This window comes from Haloleucobacter albus, from assembly GCF_052492075.1.
In genome coordinates this window covers 13231-32503 of record NZ_JBQWAS010000013.1, presented here as the reverse complement: position 1 = coordinate 32503, position 19273 = coordinate 13231, and the positions used below count along the sequence as shown (strand labels likewise).

Annotated in this window: 17 protein-coding genes; 5 read left to right on the top strand and 12 right to left on the bottom strand. The window is 62.6% G+C overall.

Features of this window, described 5'->3' with window-relative positions:
* Nucleotides 1–29 precede the first annotated feature (29 nt).
* A complete protein-coding gene (locus ACT6QH_RS01400; RefSeq protein WP_444973030.1) occupies nt 30–908 on the top strand; it encodes a DUF4167 domain-containing protein in 879 nt (292 codons plus the stop codon).
* A 168-nt stretch (nt 909–1076) separates the two neighbouring features.
* On the opposite strand, the gene coaA is transcribed toward ACT6QH_RS01400, so the two are convergent.
* The 8 genes from coaA to ACT6QH_RS01360 form a co-directional block, all read right to left on the bottom strand.
* Nucleotides 1077–2063: a type I pantothenate kinase gene (gene coaA, locus ACT6QH_RS01395; RefSeq protein ID WP_444973029.1), complete on the bottom strand. Its 987-nt coding sequence runs from the start codon at nt 2061–2063 to the stop codon at nt 1077–1079.
* 36 nt (nt 2064–2099) lie between these two features.
* Nucleotides 2100–2426 (bottom strand): phosphoribosyl-ATP diphosphatase, encoded by a 327-nt coding sequence (locus tag ACT6QH_RS01390; RefSeq protein WP_444973028.1) that lies wholly within the window; start codon nt 2424–2426, stop codon nt 2100–2102.
* A gap of 93 nt (nt 2427–2519) precedes the next feature.
* Nucleotides 2520–3296, bottom strand: coding sequence for an imidazole glycerol phosphate synthase subunit HisF (gene hisF / locus ACT6QH_RS01385; RefSeq protein ID WP_444973027.1), 777 nt, complete (start codon nt 3294–3296; stop codon nt 2520–2522).
* A gap of 9 nt (nt 3297–3305) precedes the next feature.
* Nucleotides 3306–4034, bottom strand: a complete 729-nt coding sequence (gene hisA, locus ACT6QH_RS01380) for a 1-(5-phosphoribosyl)-5-[(5-phosphoribosylamino)methylideneamino]imidazole-4-carboxamide isomerase (protein WP_444973026.1) — start codon at nt 4032–4034, stop codon at nt 3306–3308.
* Nucleotides 4031–4687 (bottom strand): imidazole glycerol phosphate synthase subunit HisH, encoded by a 657-nt coding sequence (hisH, locus tag ACT6QH_RS01375; protein ID WP_444973025.1) that lies wholly within the window; start codon nt 4685–4687, stop codon nt 4031–4033. Before hisH ends, hisA begins: the two co-directional genes overlap by 4 nt.
* A 16-nt stretch (nt 4688–4703) precedes the next feature.
* Entirely contained in the window at nt 4704–5294 is a 591-nt protein-coding gene (locus ACT6QH_RS01370) for a DUF2628 domain-containing protein (RefSeq protein WP_444973024.1), read from the bottom strand.
* 8 nt (nt 5295–5302) lie between these two features.
* Entirely contained in the window at nt 5303–5896 is a 594-nt protein-coding gene (gene hisB, locus ACT6QH_RS01365; protein ID WP_444973023.1) for an imidazoleglycerol-phosphate dehydratase HisB, read from the bottom strand.
* Between the two features lie 116 nt (nt 5897–6012).
* Entirely contained in the window at nt 6013–6447 is a 435-nt protein-coding gene (locus ACT6QH_RS01360) for an HIT domain-containing protein (RefSeq protein ID WP_444973022.1), read from the bottom strand.
* Between the two features lie 238 nt (nt 6448–6685).
* Here ACT6QH_RS01360 and ACT6QH_RS01355 point away from each other — a divergent pair, with 238 nt between their 5' ends.
* Nucleotides 6686–7978: an adenylosuccinate synthase gene (locus ACT6QH_RS01355; protein WP_444973021.1), complete on the top strand. Its 1293-nt coding sequence runs from the start codon at nt 6686–6688 to the stop codon at nt 7976–7978.
* A 38-nt stretch (nt 7979–8016) separates the two neighbouring features.
* The gene (locus tag ACT6QH_RS01350; RefSeq protein WP_444973020.1) at nt 8017–9390 is read left to right on the top strand and encodes a hypothetical protein; all 1374 of its coding nucleotides are present in this window, start codon (nt 8017–8019) and stop codon (nt 9388–9390) included.
* Between the two features lie 417 nt (nt 9391–9807).
* Here ACT6QH_RS01350 and ACT6QH_RS01345 read toward each other — a convergent pair whose 3' ends face one another.
* A complete protein-coding gene (locus tag ACT6QH_RS01345; protein ID WP_444973019.1) occupies nt 9808–11202 on the bottom strand; it encodes a GntP family permease in 1395 nt (464 codons plus the stop codon).
* Nucleotides 11203–11700: 498 nt separating this feature from the next.
* Between ACT6QH_RS01345 and ACT6QH_RS01340 the strand changes: the two genes are divergently transcribed.
* On the top strand, nt 11701–13008 hold the full coding sequence (locus ACT6QH_RS01340; RefSeq protein WP_444973018.1) for a UDP-glucose dehydrogenase family protein: 1308 nt from the start codon (nt 11701–11703) through the stop codon (nt 13006–13008).
* A gap of 60 nt (nt 13009–13068) precedes the next feature.
* Here ACT6QH_RS01340 and ACT6QH_RS01335 read toward each other — a convergent pair whose 3' ends face one another.
* The 3 genes from ACT6QH_RS01335 to ACT6QH_RS01325 are packed head-to-tail and all read right to left on the bottom strand — an operon-like array spanning nt 13069 to nt 17994.
* Nucleotides 13069–15159, bottom strand: coding sequence for a glycosyltransferase (locus tag ACT6QH_RS01335; RefSeq protein ID WP_444973017.1), 2091 nt, complete (start codon nt 15157–15159; stop codon nt 13069–13071).
* 11 nt (nt 15160–15170) lie between these two features.
* Entirely contained in the window at nt 15171–16229 is a 1059-nt protein-coding gene (locus ACT6QH_RS01330; RefSeq protein ID WP_444973016.1) for a glycosyltransferase family 4 protein, read from the bottom strand.
* Nucleotides 16230–16233: 4 nt separating this feature from the next.
* Nucleotides 16234–17994, bottom strand: a complete 1761-nt coding sequence (locus ACT6QH_RS01325) for a hypothetical protein (protein WP_444973015.1) — start codon at nt 17992–17994, stop codon at nt 16234–16236.
* 570 nt (nt 17995–18564) lie between these two features.
* On the opposite strand from ACT6QH_RS01325, the gene ACT6QH_RS01320 reads away from it, so the two are divergent.
* Entirely contained in the window at nt 18565–19227 is a 663-nt protein-coding gene (locus ACT6QH_RS01320; RefSeq protein WP_444973014.1) for a hypothetical protein, read from the top strand.
* Nucleotides 19228–19273: the final 46 nt, after the last annotated feature.

Here is a 19273-nt window from a genome sequence, read left to right as displayed (position 1 = left end):
GAACGCCCCGCGAGTAGAGAACGATCCAGATGAGAAATGGTCAGCCGAAGCGTATGCGGGGCCGCAATAATAATCGTCGCAGCTCCAACCCCCTGACCCGGGTCTATGAATCCAATGGGCCGGATGTAAAAGTGCGGGGAACGGCGCATCATGTTGCCGAAAAGTACCAGCAGCTCGCGCGGGACGCCCAGTCTTCTGGCGATCCGGTTGCGGCGGAAAACTATTTGCAGCATGCCGAGCATTATCTGCGTCTGATCGCTTCGCTTCAGGGGCAGTATGCTCCGCAATCCGCTCCCGGCCGTGATGATGAGGCCGAGGATGATGATGGCCAGGATGATGTTTCCGCGCTGGATGCACCGCAGCCGATGATGCGCAGTGAACAGGGCCGTGAGCCGCGCGAACCTCGGGAACCTCGCGAGCCGCGGGAGTTCCGTGAAGGTGGGCGTCAGCCGCGTGAAGGCCGGCAGGGTTCGTATCGTCGCGCTTCGCGCACGGCAGAGGATGGCGAGGCGCATGCCGTCGCTCCCGCACGTGAAGCTGCGCCGCGCGAAACGGCAGTGCGTGAAGCTGCGCCCCGTGAAACGGTCGCGCGTGAGGAAGATGAGGCGCCGGTGCCTGCCAGCCGTCCGGCGCGTAGTCGCAGCCGAAGCCGCGCCCCGCGGGCGGAATTGCCGGCTGAAAATGATGAACAGCTGGGCCTGCCCTCCTTCATCACATCGGGCCCCGTTGTGACGCGTGAAGTTGTGGCGAAAGACGCTGCGCCCGCCGACGAGGGGCAGGATGAGGCCGCTGAAGGAGAGGTGCGCACGGCGCGGCGCCGCCGTCGTTATCGCCCCCGTACGGAGCAGATGGACGAGGCCGGTGAGGCCGTTGAGGCTTCTGAAAAGCAGGCTGTCCCCGGCGAGTGAGTTGGGGCTGGAATAGAAAAAGGCCGGTTGCACGAGCGACCGGCCTTTTTTCATGCGGCATTCATGACGCGGCGGATGTGGTGACGGCGGAAAGAGGCCGTGCAGCCGCGCATATATGCGGAAAGAACCCCATCCTGCCCCGTCCCGTTTCAACCGGGGTTTGACGCCTTACAGCCGGCGCAGGCTGACTTCAGCCACCTCATGATCTCCAGCCTTGCGCAGAATGAGATCGGCGCGCTGGCGGGTCGGCAGAATATTGTCGGTGAGATTGGGCAGGTTGATGGAGCGCCAGATGGAGAGCGCACGGGTTTCCGCATCCTGCTCTGTCAGTTCTGAATAGCGATGGAAATAAGAGAGCGGGTCCATGAAGGCGGTGCGCCGCAGGCTCATGAAGCGCTCCACATACCAGTGCTCCAGAATATCTTCGTCAGCATCAATATAGATGGAAAAGTCGAAGAAATCGGAGACAAACGGGCTGGCTTTCCCGTCTTTCGGCGGGCGTGTGGTTTGCAGCACATTCAGCCCTTCGACAATGAGGATGTCCGGCCGGTCCACCTCCACCATCTGATCGGGCATCACATCATAGAAAAAGTGGGAATAGAGCGGAGCGCGCACCCGGCGCCGGCCGGCCTTGATCTCCGAAAGGAAGCGGACCAGCAACGGCAGATCGTAGCTTTCGGGGAAGCCCTTCTTGCCCATCAGCCCTTCACGCTTGAGTACGGCATTGGGCAGAAGAAAGCCATCGGTGGTCACAAGGTCCACCTTTGGGGTGTTGGGCCAGCGGGCCAGAAGAGCCTGAAGCAGGCGCGCCGTGGTGGATTTTCCCGCCGCGACGGAACCGGCAATGCCGATGATATAGGGCATTTTGCCCTCGCCATCCGGCATCTCCCCGCGCGCATCCCCCGCAGGCTGGCCAAGAAAGTAGCTCATGGCCCGGAACAGCTTTTGCGTCGCCGCCACATAGAGTGACAGCAGGCGCGAGAGCGGAAGATAGATCTCCTCCACCTCGGCGAGGGAGAGATGGGCGTTCAACCCCTCCAGCCGTGTGACCTCCTCTGGCGTGAGGGTCATGGGGGTATCACGGCGGAGTTCAGCCCATTGCGCACGCGAAAAGGTGCGGTATGGCGACAGGCTGGGATCGTGGGGCTGATCCATGGCGGGGCCTCGCGGGTCAGGCGACCTGAGTGGGTATCAAGCGTGAGGGCGACTGGCCTTTTCCGCCAGGCCGGACTGGCCGGTGCGGCGGGCAAGCTCGTCATGGATGGCGGAAAGAGGAATGTTGCGGGCCTTCAGTACCACCATGAGGTGATAGAGCAGATCCGCACTTTCCGAGACCACGGCGGCGTCATCGGCGCTGACGGCGGCGATGACGGTTTCCACGGCTTCCTCACCCAGTTTCTGGGCGCATTTGCCAATGCCCTTGTCCAGCAGGCTGCGGGTGTAGGACTGGCTGGAATCGGCAGCCGCGCGGGCAGCAATAATGATTTCAAGCTCAGAAAGGGTGAAAGTGTCGCTCACAATGGTGCTCCTGAAAAGGCGGCAGGCCCACACGCCCCGCGCCGTCCGCCCAGGCGGAGCGGGCGCGGTGGCAGCATGGCGCGCGGCACGTTTCTACACATCCAGCCGCACCGGCAGGCCGGCCTCGGCCAGATGGGCCTTGGCTTCGCCAATGGTGTAGGTGCCAAAATGGAAGATGGAGGCAGCCAGAACCGCCGCGGCTCCGCCATCGCGGATGCCTTCCACCAGATGATCGAGATTGCCGACGCCGCCGGAGGCGATCACCGGCACGCTGACGGCATCGGAAATGGCGCGGGTCAGGGCGCAGTCAAAGCCAATGCCGGTGCCATCGCGGTCCATGGAGGTGAGCAGGATTTCACCTGCGCCCAGATCCACAACCTCCCGTGCGAAAGTGATGGCGTCGATACCGGTGGGCTTGCGCCCGCCATGAGTGAAGATTTCCCAGCGGTTCGGCTCACCTTCCGCACTGACCTTCTTGGCATCGATGGCCACCACGATGCATTGCTGGCCGAACTTTTCCGCCGCCTCGCCCACAAAGGCGCGGTTATTGACGGCGGCGGTGTTGATGGAAACCTTGTCTGCCCCGGCATTCAGCAGGGCGCGCACATCTTCCACCTTGCGCACGCCGCCACCAACGGTGAGCGGCATGAAGCACTGTTCCGCCGTGCGTTGCACCACATCCAGAATGGTGCCGCGATCCTCATGGCTGGCGGTGATGTCGAGGAAGGTCAGTTCGTCGGCCCCGGCCGCATCATAGGCGCGGGCAATTTCCACCGGGTCGCCAGCGTCACGCAGGTCAACGAAATTGACCCCCTTCACGACGCGCCCATCCTTCACATCCAGACAGGGGATGACACGAACCTTCAGCATGGCAGTTCCTCAGCGGCCGGCGACGAGGGCCAGAGCCTCGCGCGGGTCCAGCCGGCCATCATAGAGTGCACGGCCGGAAATAGCGCCTTCCAGCTTCGCCGCACGCGGCTCCAGCAGGGCTTCCACATCCTTCAGCGAGGCCAGCCCGCCGGAAGCGATGACCGGAATGGAAATGGCTTCCGCCAGCGCGATGGTGGCATCCATGTTCAGGCCTTTCAGCAGGCCATCGCGGGCGATATCTGTATAGATGATGGCGGAAACGCCGACATCCTCGAAGCGTCGGGCGATATCCACGGCGGCAAGGTCCGAGGTCTCCGCCCAGCCTTCCACGGCCACGCGGCCATCGCGCGCATCCAGCCCCACGGCCACCTTGCCGGGGAAGGCGCGGGCGGCTTCGGTGACGAATTGCGGGTCGCGCACGGCAGCGGTGCCGAGAATGACGCGGTTGACGCCCTTGGAGAGCCAGGCTTCCACAGTCGCCATGTCACGAATGCCGCCACCCAGCTGCACGGGGATGGAGACGGTTTCCAGAATGCGCTCCACGGCGGCGGCATTCACCGGCTTGCCGGCAAAGGCGCCATTCAGATCCACCAGATGCAGATAGTGGAAGCCGAGGGTTTCAAATTCCTCGGCCTGCGCGGCAGGGTCGCGGTTGAACACGGTGGCGCGTTCCATGTCGCCCTGTTCGAGGCGCACGGCGAGGCCGTCCTTGAGGTCGATGGCCGGAAAGAGAATCACGGTTGCCACTTCAGAAAATTGGCGAGCAGCGCCAAGCCCAGGGCCTGGCTCTTCTCGGGGTGGAACTGCGTGCCGGCGACATTGTCGCGGGCCACGATTGCGGTAATGGGGCCGCCATAATCGGTGGTGGCCACAAGGTCTTCCGCGTCTGCGGGTTTCAGCTGGTAGGAATGCACGAAATAGGCGTGCTGTCCCTTGTCTCCGGTGCGAATGCCGGCCAGCAGCGGGTGGGGGCGCACGGGGGTGATGGTGTTCCACCCCATATGCGGCACTTTCAAGTGCGGGTCCGAAGGCTGGATGCGGTCCACCTCGCCGCGGATCCAGCCGAGCCCTGCGGTTACGCCATGTTCGCGCCCGCGTTCGGCCAGAAGCTGCATGCCCACGCAGATGCCGAGAAAGGGCCGGCCCTTCTGCCGCACGGCCTCCGTCATGGCCTCCACCATGCCGGGCACGGCGTCGAGGCCGGCGCGGCAATCGGCGAAGGCACCGACGCCGGGCAGCACCACACGGTCTGCCTTGCGCACCATTTCAGGGTCGTCCGTCAGCACCACGTCGCAGGGGCCGAGCCCTTCAGCCTCGCTCGCCGCGCGTTCCATGGCCTTGGCTGCGGAATGCAGATTGCCGGATTTGTAATCAATGATGGCGACGATCATGCGCCGGAACTCCAGATCACGTCAGGCTCCCGATGACGTAGGGCTCTGCTGCACCCTGCGGGGAAGAGGGGGCCGGGCGCGGAGATGTTGCGGTGGCGGAAGCAGGGGAAGGCGCGCTCATGGCTGGCAGGTCTGCCGATGCCGATGCAGGCTGCATGGCGCGCCGGGGGGCTGGGGGCGGTGCGCTTGGGGGCGCATCCCAGTATTTGAAGAAACGCCGCTCCGCCATTTCGCGATTCGGGGCGGTGATGACGGCTTCTTCTTCATAGCCGTGCCGTTCCAGCTTGCGGAGGCGCAGTGTGGATAGCTCGAAGGCGAACAGCAGGCTGATGCCAAGCATGGCGAGGCCCGGCACATCTTCCGGCAGATTGGCGAGGCCGGATGAGACATTCACGAGGATGGTGGCGGCAACATACACCGCCAGCCCCAGCCACAGCCGGTGCCATAACAGCATGACGGGTGTGAACAAAAGGGTGAGCCAGGAGAAGCTGTCCCGCACGAAGACGACATCTTCTGCCGCCTGCGCGGCCTGCTGCGCCGGTGTGTGGGGCGCAACCTTCCCCGCTGCTTTCCCGTTTGTTCGGGACAGGACGATCCAGCTGGACATCGCCGTTCCTAATTGCCGAGGGCACCCTTGGTGGAGGGGATTTCGCCAGCGGAGGCCGGGTCCATCGCCACTGCCGCACGCAGAACGCGCGCAAGCCCCTTGTAGCAGCTTTCGGCGATATGGTGCGAATTCACCCCATACAATGTTTCAATATGCAGGGTGACGCCGGCATTCATCGTGAATGCCTGGAAGAATTCGCGCACCAGTTCGGTATCATAGGTGCCGATCTTCTGGGTGGGGAATTCCGTACGGAAGACGAGGAAGGCGCGGCCGGAAATATCAATGGCGGCGCGCGTCAGTGTCTCGTCCATGGGCATCAGGCAATCGGCATAGCGGGTAATGCCGCGCATATCGCCCAGCGCCTGCTTCACGGCCTTGCCCAGCACGATGCCCACATCTTCCGTGGTGTGGTGGTCATCAATGTGCAGGTCGCCAACGGCCTTGATGGTCAGGTCCATCCGACCATGGCGCGCGAGAGCATCCAGCATGTGGTCAAAGAAACCAATGCCGGTGGAAATATCGCTCTTGCCGGTGCCGTCGAGATCAACGGATACGGAGATCCGGGTTTCCTTGGTCTCGCGGACGATCTGTGCCTTACGCATGGAATGCCTCCAGAAGACCTGCTTCTATCAGCATCAGGGGTATGATGCCATATGGCGGGACGATGACAGGCGCGAATCTGCTGAAATTGTCGAATTGCAAACAGTTTGAAGGCCCGTCATGGCCGGATGAGGGGCGCAAGCCTGGTGCGGATGGCTGCAAGGCGTGCGTCGCGCAGGGCGTCATCCATGGGTTCGCGTACCCCCACGCCGAACACTGGGCCGGGCCATGCGGCATCTCCCGCATCGCGGGCGACAAGATGCACATGAAGTTGTGGCACCATATTGCCCAGCGCCGCCACATTCAGCTTGGCGCAGCCGGATGCTGCCTTCAGCGCCGCTCCGGCTGCGGACATTTCTTCCATCAGCAAGGCGCGGCCTTCGGCGTCGAGATCCATGATTTCCACCAGCCCGGCCTGACGAGGCGCCAGCACCAGCCAGAAGAAACGGGCGTCATTCACAAGGCGCACATGGCACAGTTCCAGATCCGCAACCATGGGGCCATCCGCCTCAAGGCGTGGGTCGAGTGTGAACGGTTCTGGCTTGTGCTGCATGTTGGCATTCCGGTTGCTGGGTTGGGTTCGGGGCGGCAGAATAAGCCATTGGCGGGCGATATTCAGCCGGATATGGGTATGGGAGCGTCAGATGCTGGGGAGGGTTGCGCGGGCCTTGCTTGCACCTGCCGCGTCAATCCCGTAAGACGCATGGGTAAACGCCCCGGACCAAAACCGGGGCTTTGCTTTGTTCGCGCGGGCCGATGTGACCCGCGCCGCGCGAGGAGGCATTCAAGCCGTGGCCAACGTTGTTGTGGTGGGCTCCCAGTGGGGCGACGAAGGTAAGGGCAAAATTGTAGACTGGCTCTCTGAGCAGGCGGATGTGATCGTCCGCTTCCAGGGCGGTCACAATGCCGGGCATACTCTGGTTATCGGAGGTGTCACCTATAAACTGTCGCTGCTGCCATCGGGCGTTGTGCGACCTGGCAAGCTTTCTGTTATCGGTAATGGCGTGGTTCTGGACCCGCAGGCGCTGGTGGATGAGCTGGAACGGCTCGCCGCGCAGGGCGTCGTGATCGGGCCGGAGCGTCTGCGCATTGCCGAAAATGTGCCGCTCATCCTGCCGCTGCACCGTGAGCTGGATGCCCTGCGCGAAAGTGGCAGCGCCGGCACCCGCATTGGCACCACCAAGCGCGGCATTGGCCCGGCCTATGAGGACAAGGTTGGCCGCCGTGCCATCCGCCTTGTGGATCTGGTGGATGCCGAAGCCCTGCCTGCCAAGGTGGAGCGTCTGCTCTCCCATCATAATCTGCTGCGCCGCGGGCTTGGCATGGAAGAGGTGAAGGCGGGCGATCTGGTCGCTGAACTTCTGGCTATCGCGCCGAAAATCCTGCCCTTTATGGATCGGGTGTGGGAACTGCTGGATCGCGCCCGCCAGGATGGCAAGCGCGTGCTGTTTGAGGGCGCGCAAGGCGCACTGCTGGATATTGACCACGGCACCTATCCGTTCGTCACCTCCTCCAACACGGTGGCGGGTTCGGCAGCAAGCGGCACGGGCATTGGTCCCGGCTCGCTGGATTATGTGCTGGGCATCACCAAGGCCTACACCACCCGCGTGGGCGAGGGCCCGTTCCCGACCGAGCTGAAGGATGCTGATGGCGAGCGCCTCGCCACCCGCGGTCGTGAGGTGGGCGTGGTGACGGGTCGGGCCCGGCGTTGCGGCTGGTTCGATGCCGTTCTGGTGCGCCAGACGGTGCGTACATGCGGCATCAAGGGTATCGCCCTGACCAAGCTGGATGTGCTCGACGGGTTTACTGAACTTAAAGTATGTGTCGGTTATAAGGTGGATGGTCGCGAAGTGGACTATCTGCCGGCCGAAAGCGGTGCCCAGGCCCGCGCGGAACCCATCTATGAAACCATGGAAGGGTGGCAGGAATCCACGGCAGGCGCCCGTTCCTGGGTGGATCTGCCGGCTGCGGCCGTCAAATATGTGCGGCGCGTCGAGGAGCTGATCGGCTGCCCGGTGGCCGTGTTGTCCACGAGTCCTGAACGGGATGACACGATTCTCGTGCACAACCCGTTCCAGGACTGAAGGGAGCCCTCGGGCCCGAAAGCGAAGCAGCAGCACCCATGGCTGACTATTATCCGCTTCTCGTCCGCGCGATTTCGAGCCTGCCGCAAAATTCTGCGGAAGCTCGGCGCGCGGTGTTCGACCGGGCGCGTGCAGCCCTTCTCAAGCAGTTGCGGAGCGTCAGCCCGCCCCTGCCTGAAGGAGAGATCACGCGTGAACGGCTTTCTCTCGAAGAAGCCATTCGTCGCATCGAAGCGGACTTCGCTGCCCAGGATAATGAAAACCCCGATGAGGAGCTGGATGCGGATGCCGCCAGTGACGAATCGGGGGGAGAACCTGCATCCTCCGGCGAGGCTGTAAGTGGCGAGAAGGCCGATGTGCCTTCTTCCGGGCATGATGTGCCCGCCAATCTTCGCCAGGCCGATGATGAACCCGCCGCTTCGCCTGAAGACGCGGTCGATCATGCGCCGCCGGATGGTGCTTCTGGTGAAAATGCGCCAAAGGGCGGTGCTGTCGGCGTTAATGCTGCCGGGCCTCTGCCGCGAGGTCAGGTGCGCAGTCGCGATGCCGCGCGCGAAGCTGGGCTGCGTCCGGGGCTGAACCGTACCGAAAAACCGGCTCCCTCCTGGAAGAAGCCGGCCCTCTGGGCGCTGTTGATCGTGGTGGGGCTGATTGTCCTTGGCCTCGTGGTGGTGAACAGCTCAGCCGTTCTGGAGCGTGAGCCCCAGACCGCAGAGGCCCCCGCCACCCCAGAAGCGCAGCCAGACCGGCCGAAGGATGCGGACCGGATGGCCGCCGCTGGTGACGCCAATGCGCGTCGCGCCCCCGATTCCGCACGCCAGCAGGCCGCCGGCACCCAGCGCGCCGTGTTGCTGGAGGAAAGCCCCGGTGGCAATACGCCACCCCAGAGCTTTGAAGGCACGGTGACCTGGAAGACGGAAACCTTCGAGGCGGGTCCCGGTCTGCCGCCTGAGCTGGGCGTGCGTGGCGTGGTGACCATCCCCGAGCGCCAGATTTCGATGGAGTTTGTTCTGCGCCGGAATACGGACCAGACCCTGCCTGCCTCGCACACCATTGAACTTGCCTTTGGTCTGCCGAAGGATTTCGCCTTCGGTTCCATCGCCAGCATTCCCGGCATTCGCATGAAGCCGACCCAGCAGGCGCAGGGTGTGCCATTGGCGGGGCTCTCTGTGCGGGTGAACCCCACGCTCTTCCTGGTGGGTCTTTCCACCGTGCCGGCTGAGCGCCAGCGCAACGTCACGCTGATGCAGCTTTATCCCTGGATTGATGTGCCGTTTGTGTATGAGAACAACAAGCGTGCGGTCATCCTGTTTGACAAGGGTGATATGGGCGAGCAGGCTTTCCATGAAGCCTTCGCATCCTGGGGAGAACTGGTGGAGCGCACACCGGAACCGCCACCTGCCCAGCAATAGTTCTGATGAATATAAAACGGCCGGATCTTTCAGATCCGGCCGTTTTTGTTTGGATCGTTCGGAGGGACTTCGGCCGCCGTGCTTTGTGCCTGATAGGCGTGGGCGTGATGGGCATGGGCGTGAAGCCAACGGCGCGTCATCTTATCCGGCGTATCCCGTCAGCTCTGCGATGGCGAGCGATGAGGCCATGCTTCACGGGACGATGCACCAGCTACTGGCTGCTGCCGTGTGCATTCGATCTTTCGGGCAATGAAGATATGGGGGCGTTTGTCTTGTCGCGGATGCGGGCCGGGAGGGTCGCAGAGCTTCTGCGCCTGTGTGGCCTGAGGTTGTTTCCCCTGTCTTCCACGTCAGATACGGGCATGGTGGCCGAAGATAAAGAGCCGGCCGGACCTTGCAGGCCCGGCCGGCGACAGATCACACGAGGCCAGTCGTGTAGTAGAGCCCGATGGCGAAGAAGACCGCCATGGTCTTGATGATGGTGATGGCGAAAATGTCTGGATAGGACTGACGATGCGTCAGGCCCGTCACCGCCAGCACGGTGATGACCGCACCATTCTGCGGCAGTGTATCCATACCGCCGGACGCCATCGCCACGATACGATGCAGCACTTCCATGGGAATGCCGGCTTCCGTGGCGGATTTCACGAAATGCTCACCCAAGGCTGCGAGCGCAATGCTCATGCCGCCCGAGGCCGAGCCGGTGATGCCTGCCAGGGTGGAGACGCTCACCGCCGCATTCACCAGCGGGTTGGGAATGGCGACCAGAGCCTCCTTCACCAGCAGGAAGCCCGGTAGTGTGGCGATGACCGCGCCAAAGCCATATTCCGAGGCGGTGTTGATGCCGGCCAGCATGGCGCCGGACACAGCCTGCTTGCTGCCCTCGGCCACCTTGTGGGCAATGGTGCTCCAGGCGGTGACGAGGATGAAGAGGATGCCGGCCACCAGCGCACCTTCCACCGCCCAGATGCCGACAACGCCGGAAATGGGGGTGATGAGCGGCTCTTTCATGCCAGGCATCATCACGGTGCTGGCATCGCCATACCAAACCGGAATCATGCGGGTGAGCACGAAATTGACGACACCGATCAGAATCAGCGGCGAAATGGCCAGAATGGGGTTGGGGAGATGGGCCCGATCCACCGGCTCGGGCTCGTTCAGCAGCGTGCCGGAGGCATAGCCTTCACCAGCCGCCACGCAACTGCGACGCCGCCAGTTGAGATAGGTGATGCCCAGCGCCAGGATGAAGATGGACGACACAATGCCCAGCGCCGGCGCGGCCCAGGTGGTGGTACCGAAGAAGGTGGTGGGGATGATGTTCTGAATCTGCGGGGTGCCCGGCAGCGCATCCATGGTGAATGAGAACGCGCCCAGCGCGATCACACCGGGAATGAGGCGCTTGGGAATCTCATTCTGCCGGAACAGTTCTGCCGCGAAGGGATAGACCGCAAACACCGCCACGAACAGCGAAACGCCGCCATAGGTGAGCAGGGCGCACACCACCACAATGACCAGAATCGCCTGATCCGCACCAATCCACTTGATGACAGCGGCGACAATGGCCTTGGAGAAGCCGGAAAGCTCAATGAGCTTGCCAAAGATGGCACCCAGCAGAAACACCGGGAAATAGTTTTTCAAAAAGCCGACCATGGCCACCATGAAGGTGCCGCTGAACATGGGCGCGACACTGGATGGCGAGGTCAGCAGCACCGCCCCCAGCGCAGCCACTGGCGCCATGATGATGACGCTGTAGCCGCGATAGGCGGCGAACATGAGAAATGCCAAGGCCGCCAATACGACGATCAATGCCATTGAGATCCTCCAGAAATGACGTGCAAGAGGGGGATGTGGTTTCGTGCTGGAACGTGTGAAGACGCATGCGCCTGAGCGGAAGGTTGGCGTCGCATGTGCGCGGCCCCTGTTCACATATGGAAGGTGGGGCGAAAACGGGCGGGGAGTATCCTTCTTTTCGGTTCAGGCCAGCATGCCATGCGCCATATGTGGCATGGCTGCCAATCCAGCGAAAGGGTGTCTCCCCCGTGTTCAGAGTATGGCAAGATATTATCTCGTCCTGCCGTTGCGGCATGTGAATACTGGATGGGGGAAGGTTGCGCTTTGTAATGCCACTGCCGGTCGCGTGCCGGGGTGTGCATATGTAAAGATGATCGGGCTTGCGCCAGCGCTTTGCTCTTGTGTCATGACCAGGCCATTGGCAGGGCAATATAAAACGCATAGTTTCCGCAACGCACAGGTCTTGTCCTGTTCGCTGTGCCGGGCAGGGCTCTCCCGCATGACAGGGGTTTCGTTCTGATGCGTATTCTGATGATTGGTTCCGGCTATGTCGGCCTTGTCTCTGGCGTCTGCTTCGCCGATTTCGGCCATGATGTGGTCTGTATGGACAAGGATGCGGCCAAGATCGAAGCGCTGAGGGCGGGGCGCATGCCCATTTATGAGCCGGGGCTGGATGCGCTGGTCGAAACCAATGTGAAGGCGGGTCGTCTATCCTTCACGACCGAGCTGGTTGAAAGCGTGGCGGAGGCGGATGTGGTGTTCATCGCCGTGGGCACGCCCTCACGCCGGGGCGATGGCCATGCGGACCTGTCTTATGTTTACGCCGCGGCGCGTGAGATCGCCGCTGCCGTGAAGGGTTTCACCGTGGTGGTGACAAAATCCACCGTGCCGGTGGGCACCGGCGATGAGGTGGAGCGGATCATCCGTGAAACCAACCCAGAGGCCGATGTGGCGGTGGTCTCCAACCCGGAATTTCTGCGGGAAGGGGCGGCCATCGAGGATTTCAAGAGGCCGGATCGTATCGTGGTCGGCCTGCATGATGCGCGCGCGAAAGAGGTGATGACGGAAGTTTATCGCCCTCTATATCTCAATCAGGCGCCCATGCTGTTCACCTCGCGGCGGACCTCCGAGCTTATCAAATATGCCGCCAATGCCTTCCTGGCGTTGAAGATTACCTATATCAACGAGATCGCCGATCTGTGTGAACAGGTGGGTGCGAATGTGCAGGAGGTGGCCCGTGGCATCGGGCTGGATGGGCGGATCGGCTCCAAGTTTCTGCATGCGGGGCCAGGTTATGGCGGCTCCTGCTTCCCCAAGGATACGCTCGCGCTGGTGAAGACCGCGCAGGATCATGACAGCCCGATCAGGCTGATTGAAACCACCGTATCTATCAATGAGCAACGCAAGGAGGCGATGGCGCGCAAGGTTGTGCGGGCCTTGCAGGGGGATGTGCGCGGAAAGCGGATCGCCATTCTGGGGCTGACCTTCAAGCCCAATACCGATGACATGCGCGACAGCCCCGCCATTTCCATCATCCGGTCCTTGCAGGACCATGGCGCGCAGATCGCGGCCTATGACCCGGAAGGCATGGAGAATGCCCGCAAGGTGATGGACAATGTGCTTTATGCTGAAGGCCCCTATGAGGCTGCCGAAGGGGCTGAGGCGGTTGTGATCGTGACCGAGTGGAACCAGTTTCGCGCGTTGGATCTGGCGCGGTTGAAGGGGCTGATGGGTCACCCTGTTCTGGTTGATCTGCGCAATATTTACCGCGCTGAGGAAGTCACCAGGCATGGCTTCGTGTATGAAAGCGTGGGCCGCCCCCAATAGGGCTGTCATGCGGTGGAAGAGCGGGCGAGGCGCTGGGCCTCGCCTTTTCTGTATATGGGCTCAGGCTGCGGGGGTGTCGGCGGTTGGCAGTTCCAGCCCCAGTGCCTTCATGCGTTCCGCCAGTTCCGGTGGCAGTTGCATGCCCTCCATTCTCAGCCCTTCGGCCAGATAGTGCAGAAAGTGCGGATTGTTGCGCCATTGCTGTTCGCGCACGAACAGTTCTGGATAGCGCTTGGGGTGTTTACGCATCAGCCGTGCATCCTTGATGAAGAAGCGGGAGCGTTCGGGCAGGCTTTCCCGCTCAATGGAGCGCAGATGCGGGGGATGATAGAGCCACGCCTCGCGTGAGAAAGGCACCGGCCCCATCTTCTCGATGCGCCAGCCCAGATCCGTATCTTCACGGAAGTGCGGGTTTTCAAAGCCGATGTCAAAGCCGCCAATGGCCTGGAACACATCGGCGCGCACGAACAGGTTCGCTGTCATGAAGCCTATGCCTTCCATGCCCTGATTGGTCACGGGGCGATAGGCGGGATCATGCACCTTGTCAGAGAGAATGAGCCCTTCCAGCCCGGCAATGTCTTGCGTCTCGAAGCGTCCGGCGGCTGCGGCCAGCCAGCCGGGCGGGGGCTGGGTATCATCATCGGTGAAGGCCAGAATCTCGCCGCTGGCCAGAAGGGCCCCGGTATTGCGGGCGGTGACAGCGCCGCGCACATCACTGTGCACATAGGCCAGATCAAGGCCGAAATCCTCCTGTGCGCCATCCCACGGGGCGGCGCTCTGGTCGATCACGATTACCTCGAAGTCGCGATACTCCTGCCGTGCGAGGCGCTGGATGACATCACGCAGCATGTCATGGCGCTCATAGGTGGGAATGATGACAGAGAATTTCGGCCGGGCCTTGCCTGTACCCGGCTTCGCCATCAGCCCCGGCCGGGTCATGGCCTTGTGCTGGCGCGTGATCATGCGGCCGAGATTGCGGGAAATGCGTTCCCATGAATAGAAGCGGCGCACCTGTTCCAGCGCATTGGCGCGCAGGCGGGTGCGCTCCTGCGCACTTTTCGCCACGCGGGCGACAGCTTGGGCAAAGGCTGGCCCGCTGGCAACCAGAAAGGCTTCCGCAGAAGTATCAATACCGCGTGCGCCGATGGGCGTGGCGATGGTGGGCAGGCCGCAGGCCATGAATTCCAGCATCTTGATATTGGTGCCGGAGCCGCTGAACATCGGGTTTACCGCCATATCGGCGGCGGCGAGCCAGCAATCCTTGTCTTCTTCGGAGAGGCGACCGGTAATGGTGAGATTGGCCGGGCTGCTCTCCGGCTTTTCAAGCCCTTCACCTACCCCGCCGGCCACCACAAAATGCACCTGAGGCAGTTTGGGGGCGAGGTCATGGATGATAAAGTGGGCGGCTTCCACGTTCGGTTCATAGGCGCTGCCGAGGAAGATGGCGAGCGGCTTTGGCCCCAGCTTCAGCCGGGCTTTTGCAGCGGTGCGCCCGTTTGCATCCACCGGCGGATTGCGCTCGGTGAATGCGCCATTGGGCACAATGCGGGTTCGGGCGGGGGAGGTGCCGAACAGGCGGGTGAAGGCGCGGGCGTCATCGCCCGAGCAGGCCAGAACCAGATCCGCCGTCTGGCACAGCATGCGCTCGATGCGCACCACCTCCCGCACAATCTGCGTGCCGGTGCCACCATCATCCAGCAGCTTCATGCGCAGGATGCTTTCCACATTGTGGGAGTCATAGATTACCAGCTGGCGGCTGCGATCCAGCAGGTCCGCCGTTGGAGGGTAGAGCCAGGGGTGGGAATAGATCACCACATCGGCCTGGGTGACGGCCTGACGGGTGCGCTCCAGATATTCCGGCGAAAGATCCACTTGGGTGTGAAAGGCGGAATCAATCACCGTGCGGCCACTGGCGGCCTGAGACAGCTCGGATGCGGCGCGGAAATGCGCATCGGAAAGTGGCACCATCACCTCGCGCAAGGTGGGCGAAAGCATCTGGTCGCGCGGCTTTTCGCCCGGCCAGTCATAGGTGCCGACATAGGTGGCTTCGATATTTTCGCCCAGCCCGTGATACAGCCCCAGAAGACGCAGGCGGCCACCGCCCACGGGCGGATCAATGGGTTGCATGTCCAGAATGGTGACGCGCAGCATATCCGCCCTCTTCACTTGGTCTGTGCCGTAAGAAAATCTGCATAGCCCAAAGCATTGCCCAGCCTTTGGGCCACATTCTGCCAGGTGATATGGGCGATGCTTTCACGCCCGGCAGTCCCCATGGCCGCGGCGCGGGCCGGGTTCGCCCACAGGGTTTCCATGGCGCGGGCCAGCGCGGTGGGCTCCGGCGCGCAGACAAGGCCGGTTTGTCCATCGCGCACAATATTGGCAGGCTCACCGCTGTCATGCACCGTGATGACAGGGGTGCCGGAGTGAAATGCCTCGAAGGTGATGAGCCCCATATCCTCGCGCATGGGCACGAAGAGAGCCGCGCGGGCATTGGCGTAAAGATCCGCCAGTTGCTGGTCGCTCACCCGCCCCAGAAACGTGATGCGCGGATCGCCCCCGGCCTCGGCATGAAAACGGGCGGCATCCTCGCCATCACCGGAAATCAGCAGGCGGGCGGATATATCGCTCTGGCGCAGGGCGGCGATGGCCAGCCCCACGCGTTTCCAGCGATGCAGGCGGCCGGGCAGGAAGAAATAGTCCGCCTTGCCCTCATGCAGCCCGCCAAGAGTGGTGGGGTGGTGGACAATCTCCTGCGCCTCCAGCCCATTATAGAGCTTCAGCCGGTCTGATACTTCCTGCCCGATGGCAAGCAGCTTGCGGGTGCGGGGCGCGCGCAGCAGGGCGGTATCCAGAAGTTGGATAACATGGCGCTGGGCGCGTAACTCTTCACTGGGTTCGGGAAATTCCAGATCGAACATGTCATAGAAGACCCGCATGGTATGTTGCAGGTAGCAGACATGGTTCGGGTGGCGCAGCGCATAGGAAGGCGCCTTGGAACTGATGACCCCGTCAAAGCGGGACAGGTCGAGATCATAAAAGCGCAGATAGGAGCGCTGAATGGCCTCGAACGAACTTTCATCACTGGGTACGGCCACCAGTTCGGCGTCAAAGCCGGCATCGCACAGGGCCTGAGTTAGCCCCACAAAGAAGCGCTCCGCCCCGCCCAGTTCTCCGCGAGCGGAACCGGCGGCCACCATGGCCAGTTTCGGCTTGCCGGACATGGCCTCACCCCTGACTGGCGCTGGAGCGCGGGGAAGATGCGGCCTCGACCTCGGCGCGGATGCGGCTCATCAGGTCATCCAGCTCGGCTTCGCTGAGCTCGCTGGCTCCGGCGACGCTGCGCCAGGCCGTGAAGGGGCGCGGGCTGGCCTCTGCAACCAGCTGACGCGCCACGGAGGGGGCATGATGCGCACCGGGCAGGGCAAGATAGGCCGGCCCCAGCATCCATTGTTGCATCCAGTCGCGCGGTTCACCGCTGGAGCGCACCACCCAGCCGCGAAACAGGCTGCGGGGCTTGCCATTGGCGTGAAAGAGCGTCTTGCGCAGGGCGCGGACGGGGCGTCCATCCCGCCGGAACAGCAGACGCCCGAGGGCGGAGCGCTTGCGATACATCATTTCATCCGCCTGCCATCGTGTTGCGGTCTCCAGCGCGGCATGCATCCGCGCCAGTTCCTGTTCGAGAAAGGCCAGCCGCACCTGGGTGGTGCCCTGAACGGCAATCTGCTCGTTCCGCACCTCGCCCAGCTGGCGCTCCAGCCCGTCCAGATGGGCCTTCTGCCCTTCATGCAGGAGGGAGAGGGCGGGGAAGCGCCCATCCAGCGCGCGCTCATCCTTCAGGGCAGCCGCCAGCCAGGCGTTGCTGTCAATGCTGTTGAAATCCCCGAAATGGTTCAGGGAAATGCGCAGCCGGCTGCTCTTGTGCGGTGGTGAGGGCGGGTGCGGGAGGGGCTGGCCACCCAGAATTTCGGCCCAGAAGCCAACACCAAGACAGGCTTCACCAATGCCGACATAGCCCGGCCCGGCCAGCGCGCCATTTTCATTTTCCCCGGCCAGCGGGCACAGCGGAGGCAGCAGTCCTTGCGCCGCCTTGCCGAAACAGGTGGCTTCCTGCGCCTGATCTCCGCTCAGGCTGAGTGTGCTGGAGATGTGTGGGTGCGCCAGAAGCGTGTAGAGCGGCTCTCGCCGTTCTTCAGCCCCAATGCCCCATTGTTGCAGAAGAGACAGATCCGCGCCTCCGGGGCGCGCCGCACTCTCCAGCATCGGGCGATAATAAATCTTGCCTTCGGGGTGCCGGGCCTTGTGGGCGTCCACGGCCCGTAGCAGCGGTTCGCGAAAATCTTCCAGCGTGGCATGGGCCCGCTCTCCCGCAAGAGGGATGTCTGGAGCACTTTCCAGAATGAGGAGGCTTTCAGGCGCCGGGGTAAAACTGCTGCGGGTGATGGCTGCTGCCCCGGCGAGCCCGGCCATCATCCGCAGATCATCATGGCGGATGGCATGACGGGCCAGCTTTTCATTCAATTCCGCGCTCGAGCCCCGAAAGGCCAGCAGCAGATCATCCAGAAAGCCCGCCGGATGCAGGCGGATATTCAGCACGTGTGCGCTCTGCTTCAGCAGCGCCTGTTCCAGTATGGGCGGCAGGGCGAACCCGATGATGAAAGCGCCGGCGAAATGGCGCGCGACAAGAGCATCCAGCGCGGCGGTGCTTTCGGTACGGCCCTGAAGCGCGGCCCAGCCTTCACGCGCCGGCGGCAGGGCGAGATCATCATAAATCGCGCCGATATCATCATCGCCCAGAATATGGGCCGCAGCTGAGCCCATGCCCCAGCCGATGGTCGCCGCAGCGTGCCCGGTTGCGCGCTCCACCTGCCAGCCAAACAGCCTCGACAGCCACATCATGCGCCCTGCATCTGCCGATACGAACCGATTTGGGGCGGGCCTGAGAAAATCGCCGGTGAAAATCACGCGGGAGGCGGTCTGGTTCATCATGTGCGGGGCAATCTGATTGCATTGCGGTTGTATTGCGGGTTCTCTTCCCGCAGGTGTCGGGATCAGGCCGCATGACGCGACATGAACAGGCGGGTGCAGCCAAACGGTTCTGCCGGATGTTCCAGACTCTGGCGCAGCGCCCTGCAAGACCGACGTATTACGTGTATGAATGTAATTTGCAAGCATAAGGTGGTGACAACAGCGGGGCCTCATGCGAATATGCAGCAAGAAGCAGGCAGGCTGTTGGCATGTGAATATGCTTCCCGTTTCTTCCGCAAAACAAGTATTGGCCCATCAGGCGCGGGATATTCCGGCGGGCGGGCGGACAGTAATTACTGTCATCAAATGTGGTGATGTGTGAAGCACATGTCGGATGTCAGGATTTCGCCGGATATTCTTGCTGAGCGCTTGAGGCAGGAGGCGCATCGTCTGCCTGCTTCGGTGTCACGTTCTATGGCGGCTGAGCTGCGCGGGCCGGTTGTATCCGCACCCGCGGCGCCCCATGAAGAGAGACCTGATGATTGCGCGGCCCCCTCTGCGCCTGTGCGCAGGCGTTCCGTGCATGAGATATTGAAAAATCTGCCTGGCACTCGCCCCATCCGGGAATGGAACCGTCGTCGTCGCGCGCGTCGTCGCCTGAAACGGGATCTGGCGCGGGGGATGTCGGGTCCGTTGCCGGCGGGTGGTGCGGCCATGCCGGCCAGCGCCCCGCCTGTAGACCTTTCCCCCGCAATGATGGCGCAGGCGCAGGCCGCCTTACCCCTGTTGCTTGATGTTGTTGGGTGCAAGGGCCCCGGCGGGAGGTCTGTCATCATTGTCGAGGGGCTGGCGGCTCCGGATATGTCCGGCATCTGGGTGTATCTGCTGGGGCGGGCGGGTCTTGCAACGGTGCGCCCGGAAGCCGGAGGAGAAGCCGCCCCGGTCAGCATTGCTCTTGCGACGACATATCTGCGCACCCTTCCATCAGCACAACAGGGCGGGCTGGTGTTTGCCGATCAGGCTGAGAATCTGGAGGCGGAGGCCGTGTCGTCCTTTCTGGCGCAGGCGCGGCAGACACTCATGTCCGGAGGCCTGTTGATTCTGGCGGGCATATCGGAAAATTCCGGTTCCGCCGTCATGGCGCAGGCTGAAAATCTTTTGTCACAGATGGCGGTGCATGGTTTCCAGCAAGGCGGCCTGCTGTGGCAGCAGGATTTTCCCGGTTATTATCTGCTGTTTGCGCGCTGTCCCTGAATATCACCTTTGAATGTCATCTTCCCCGCATTGCAACATTGCCGCC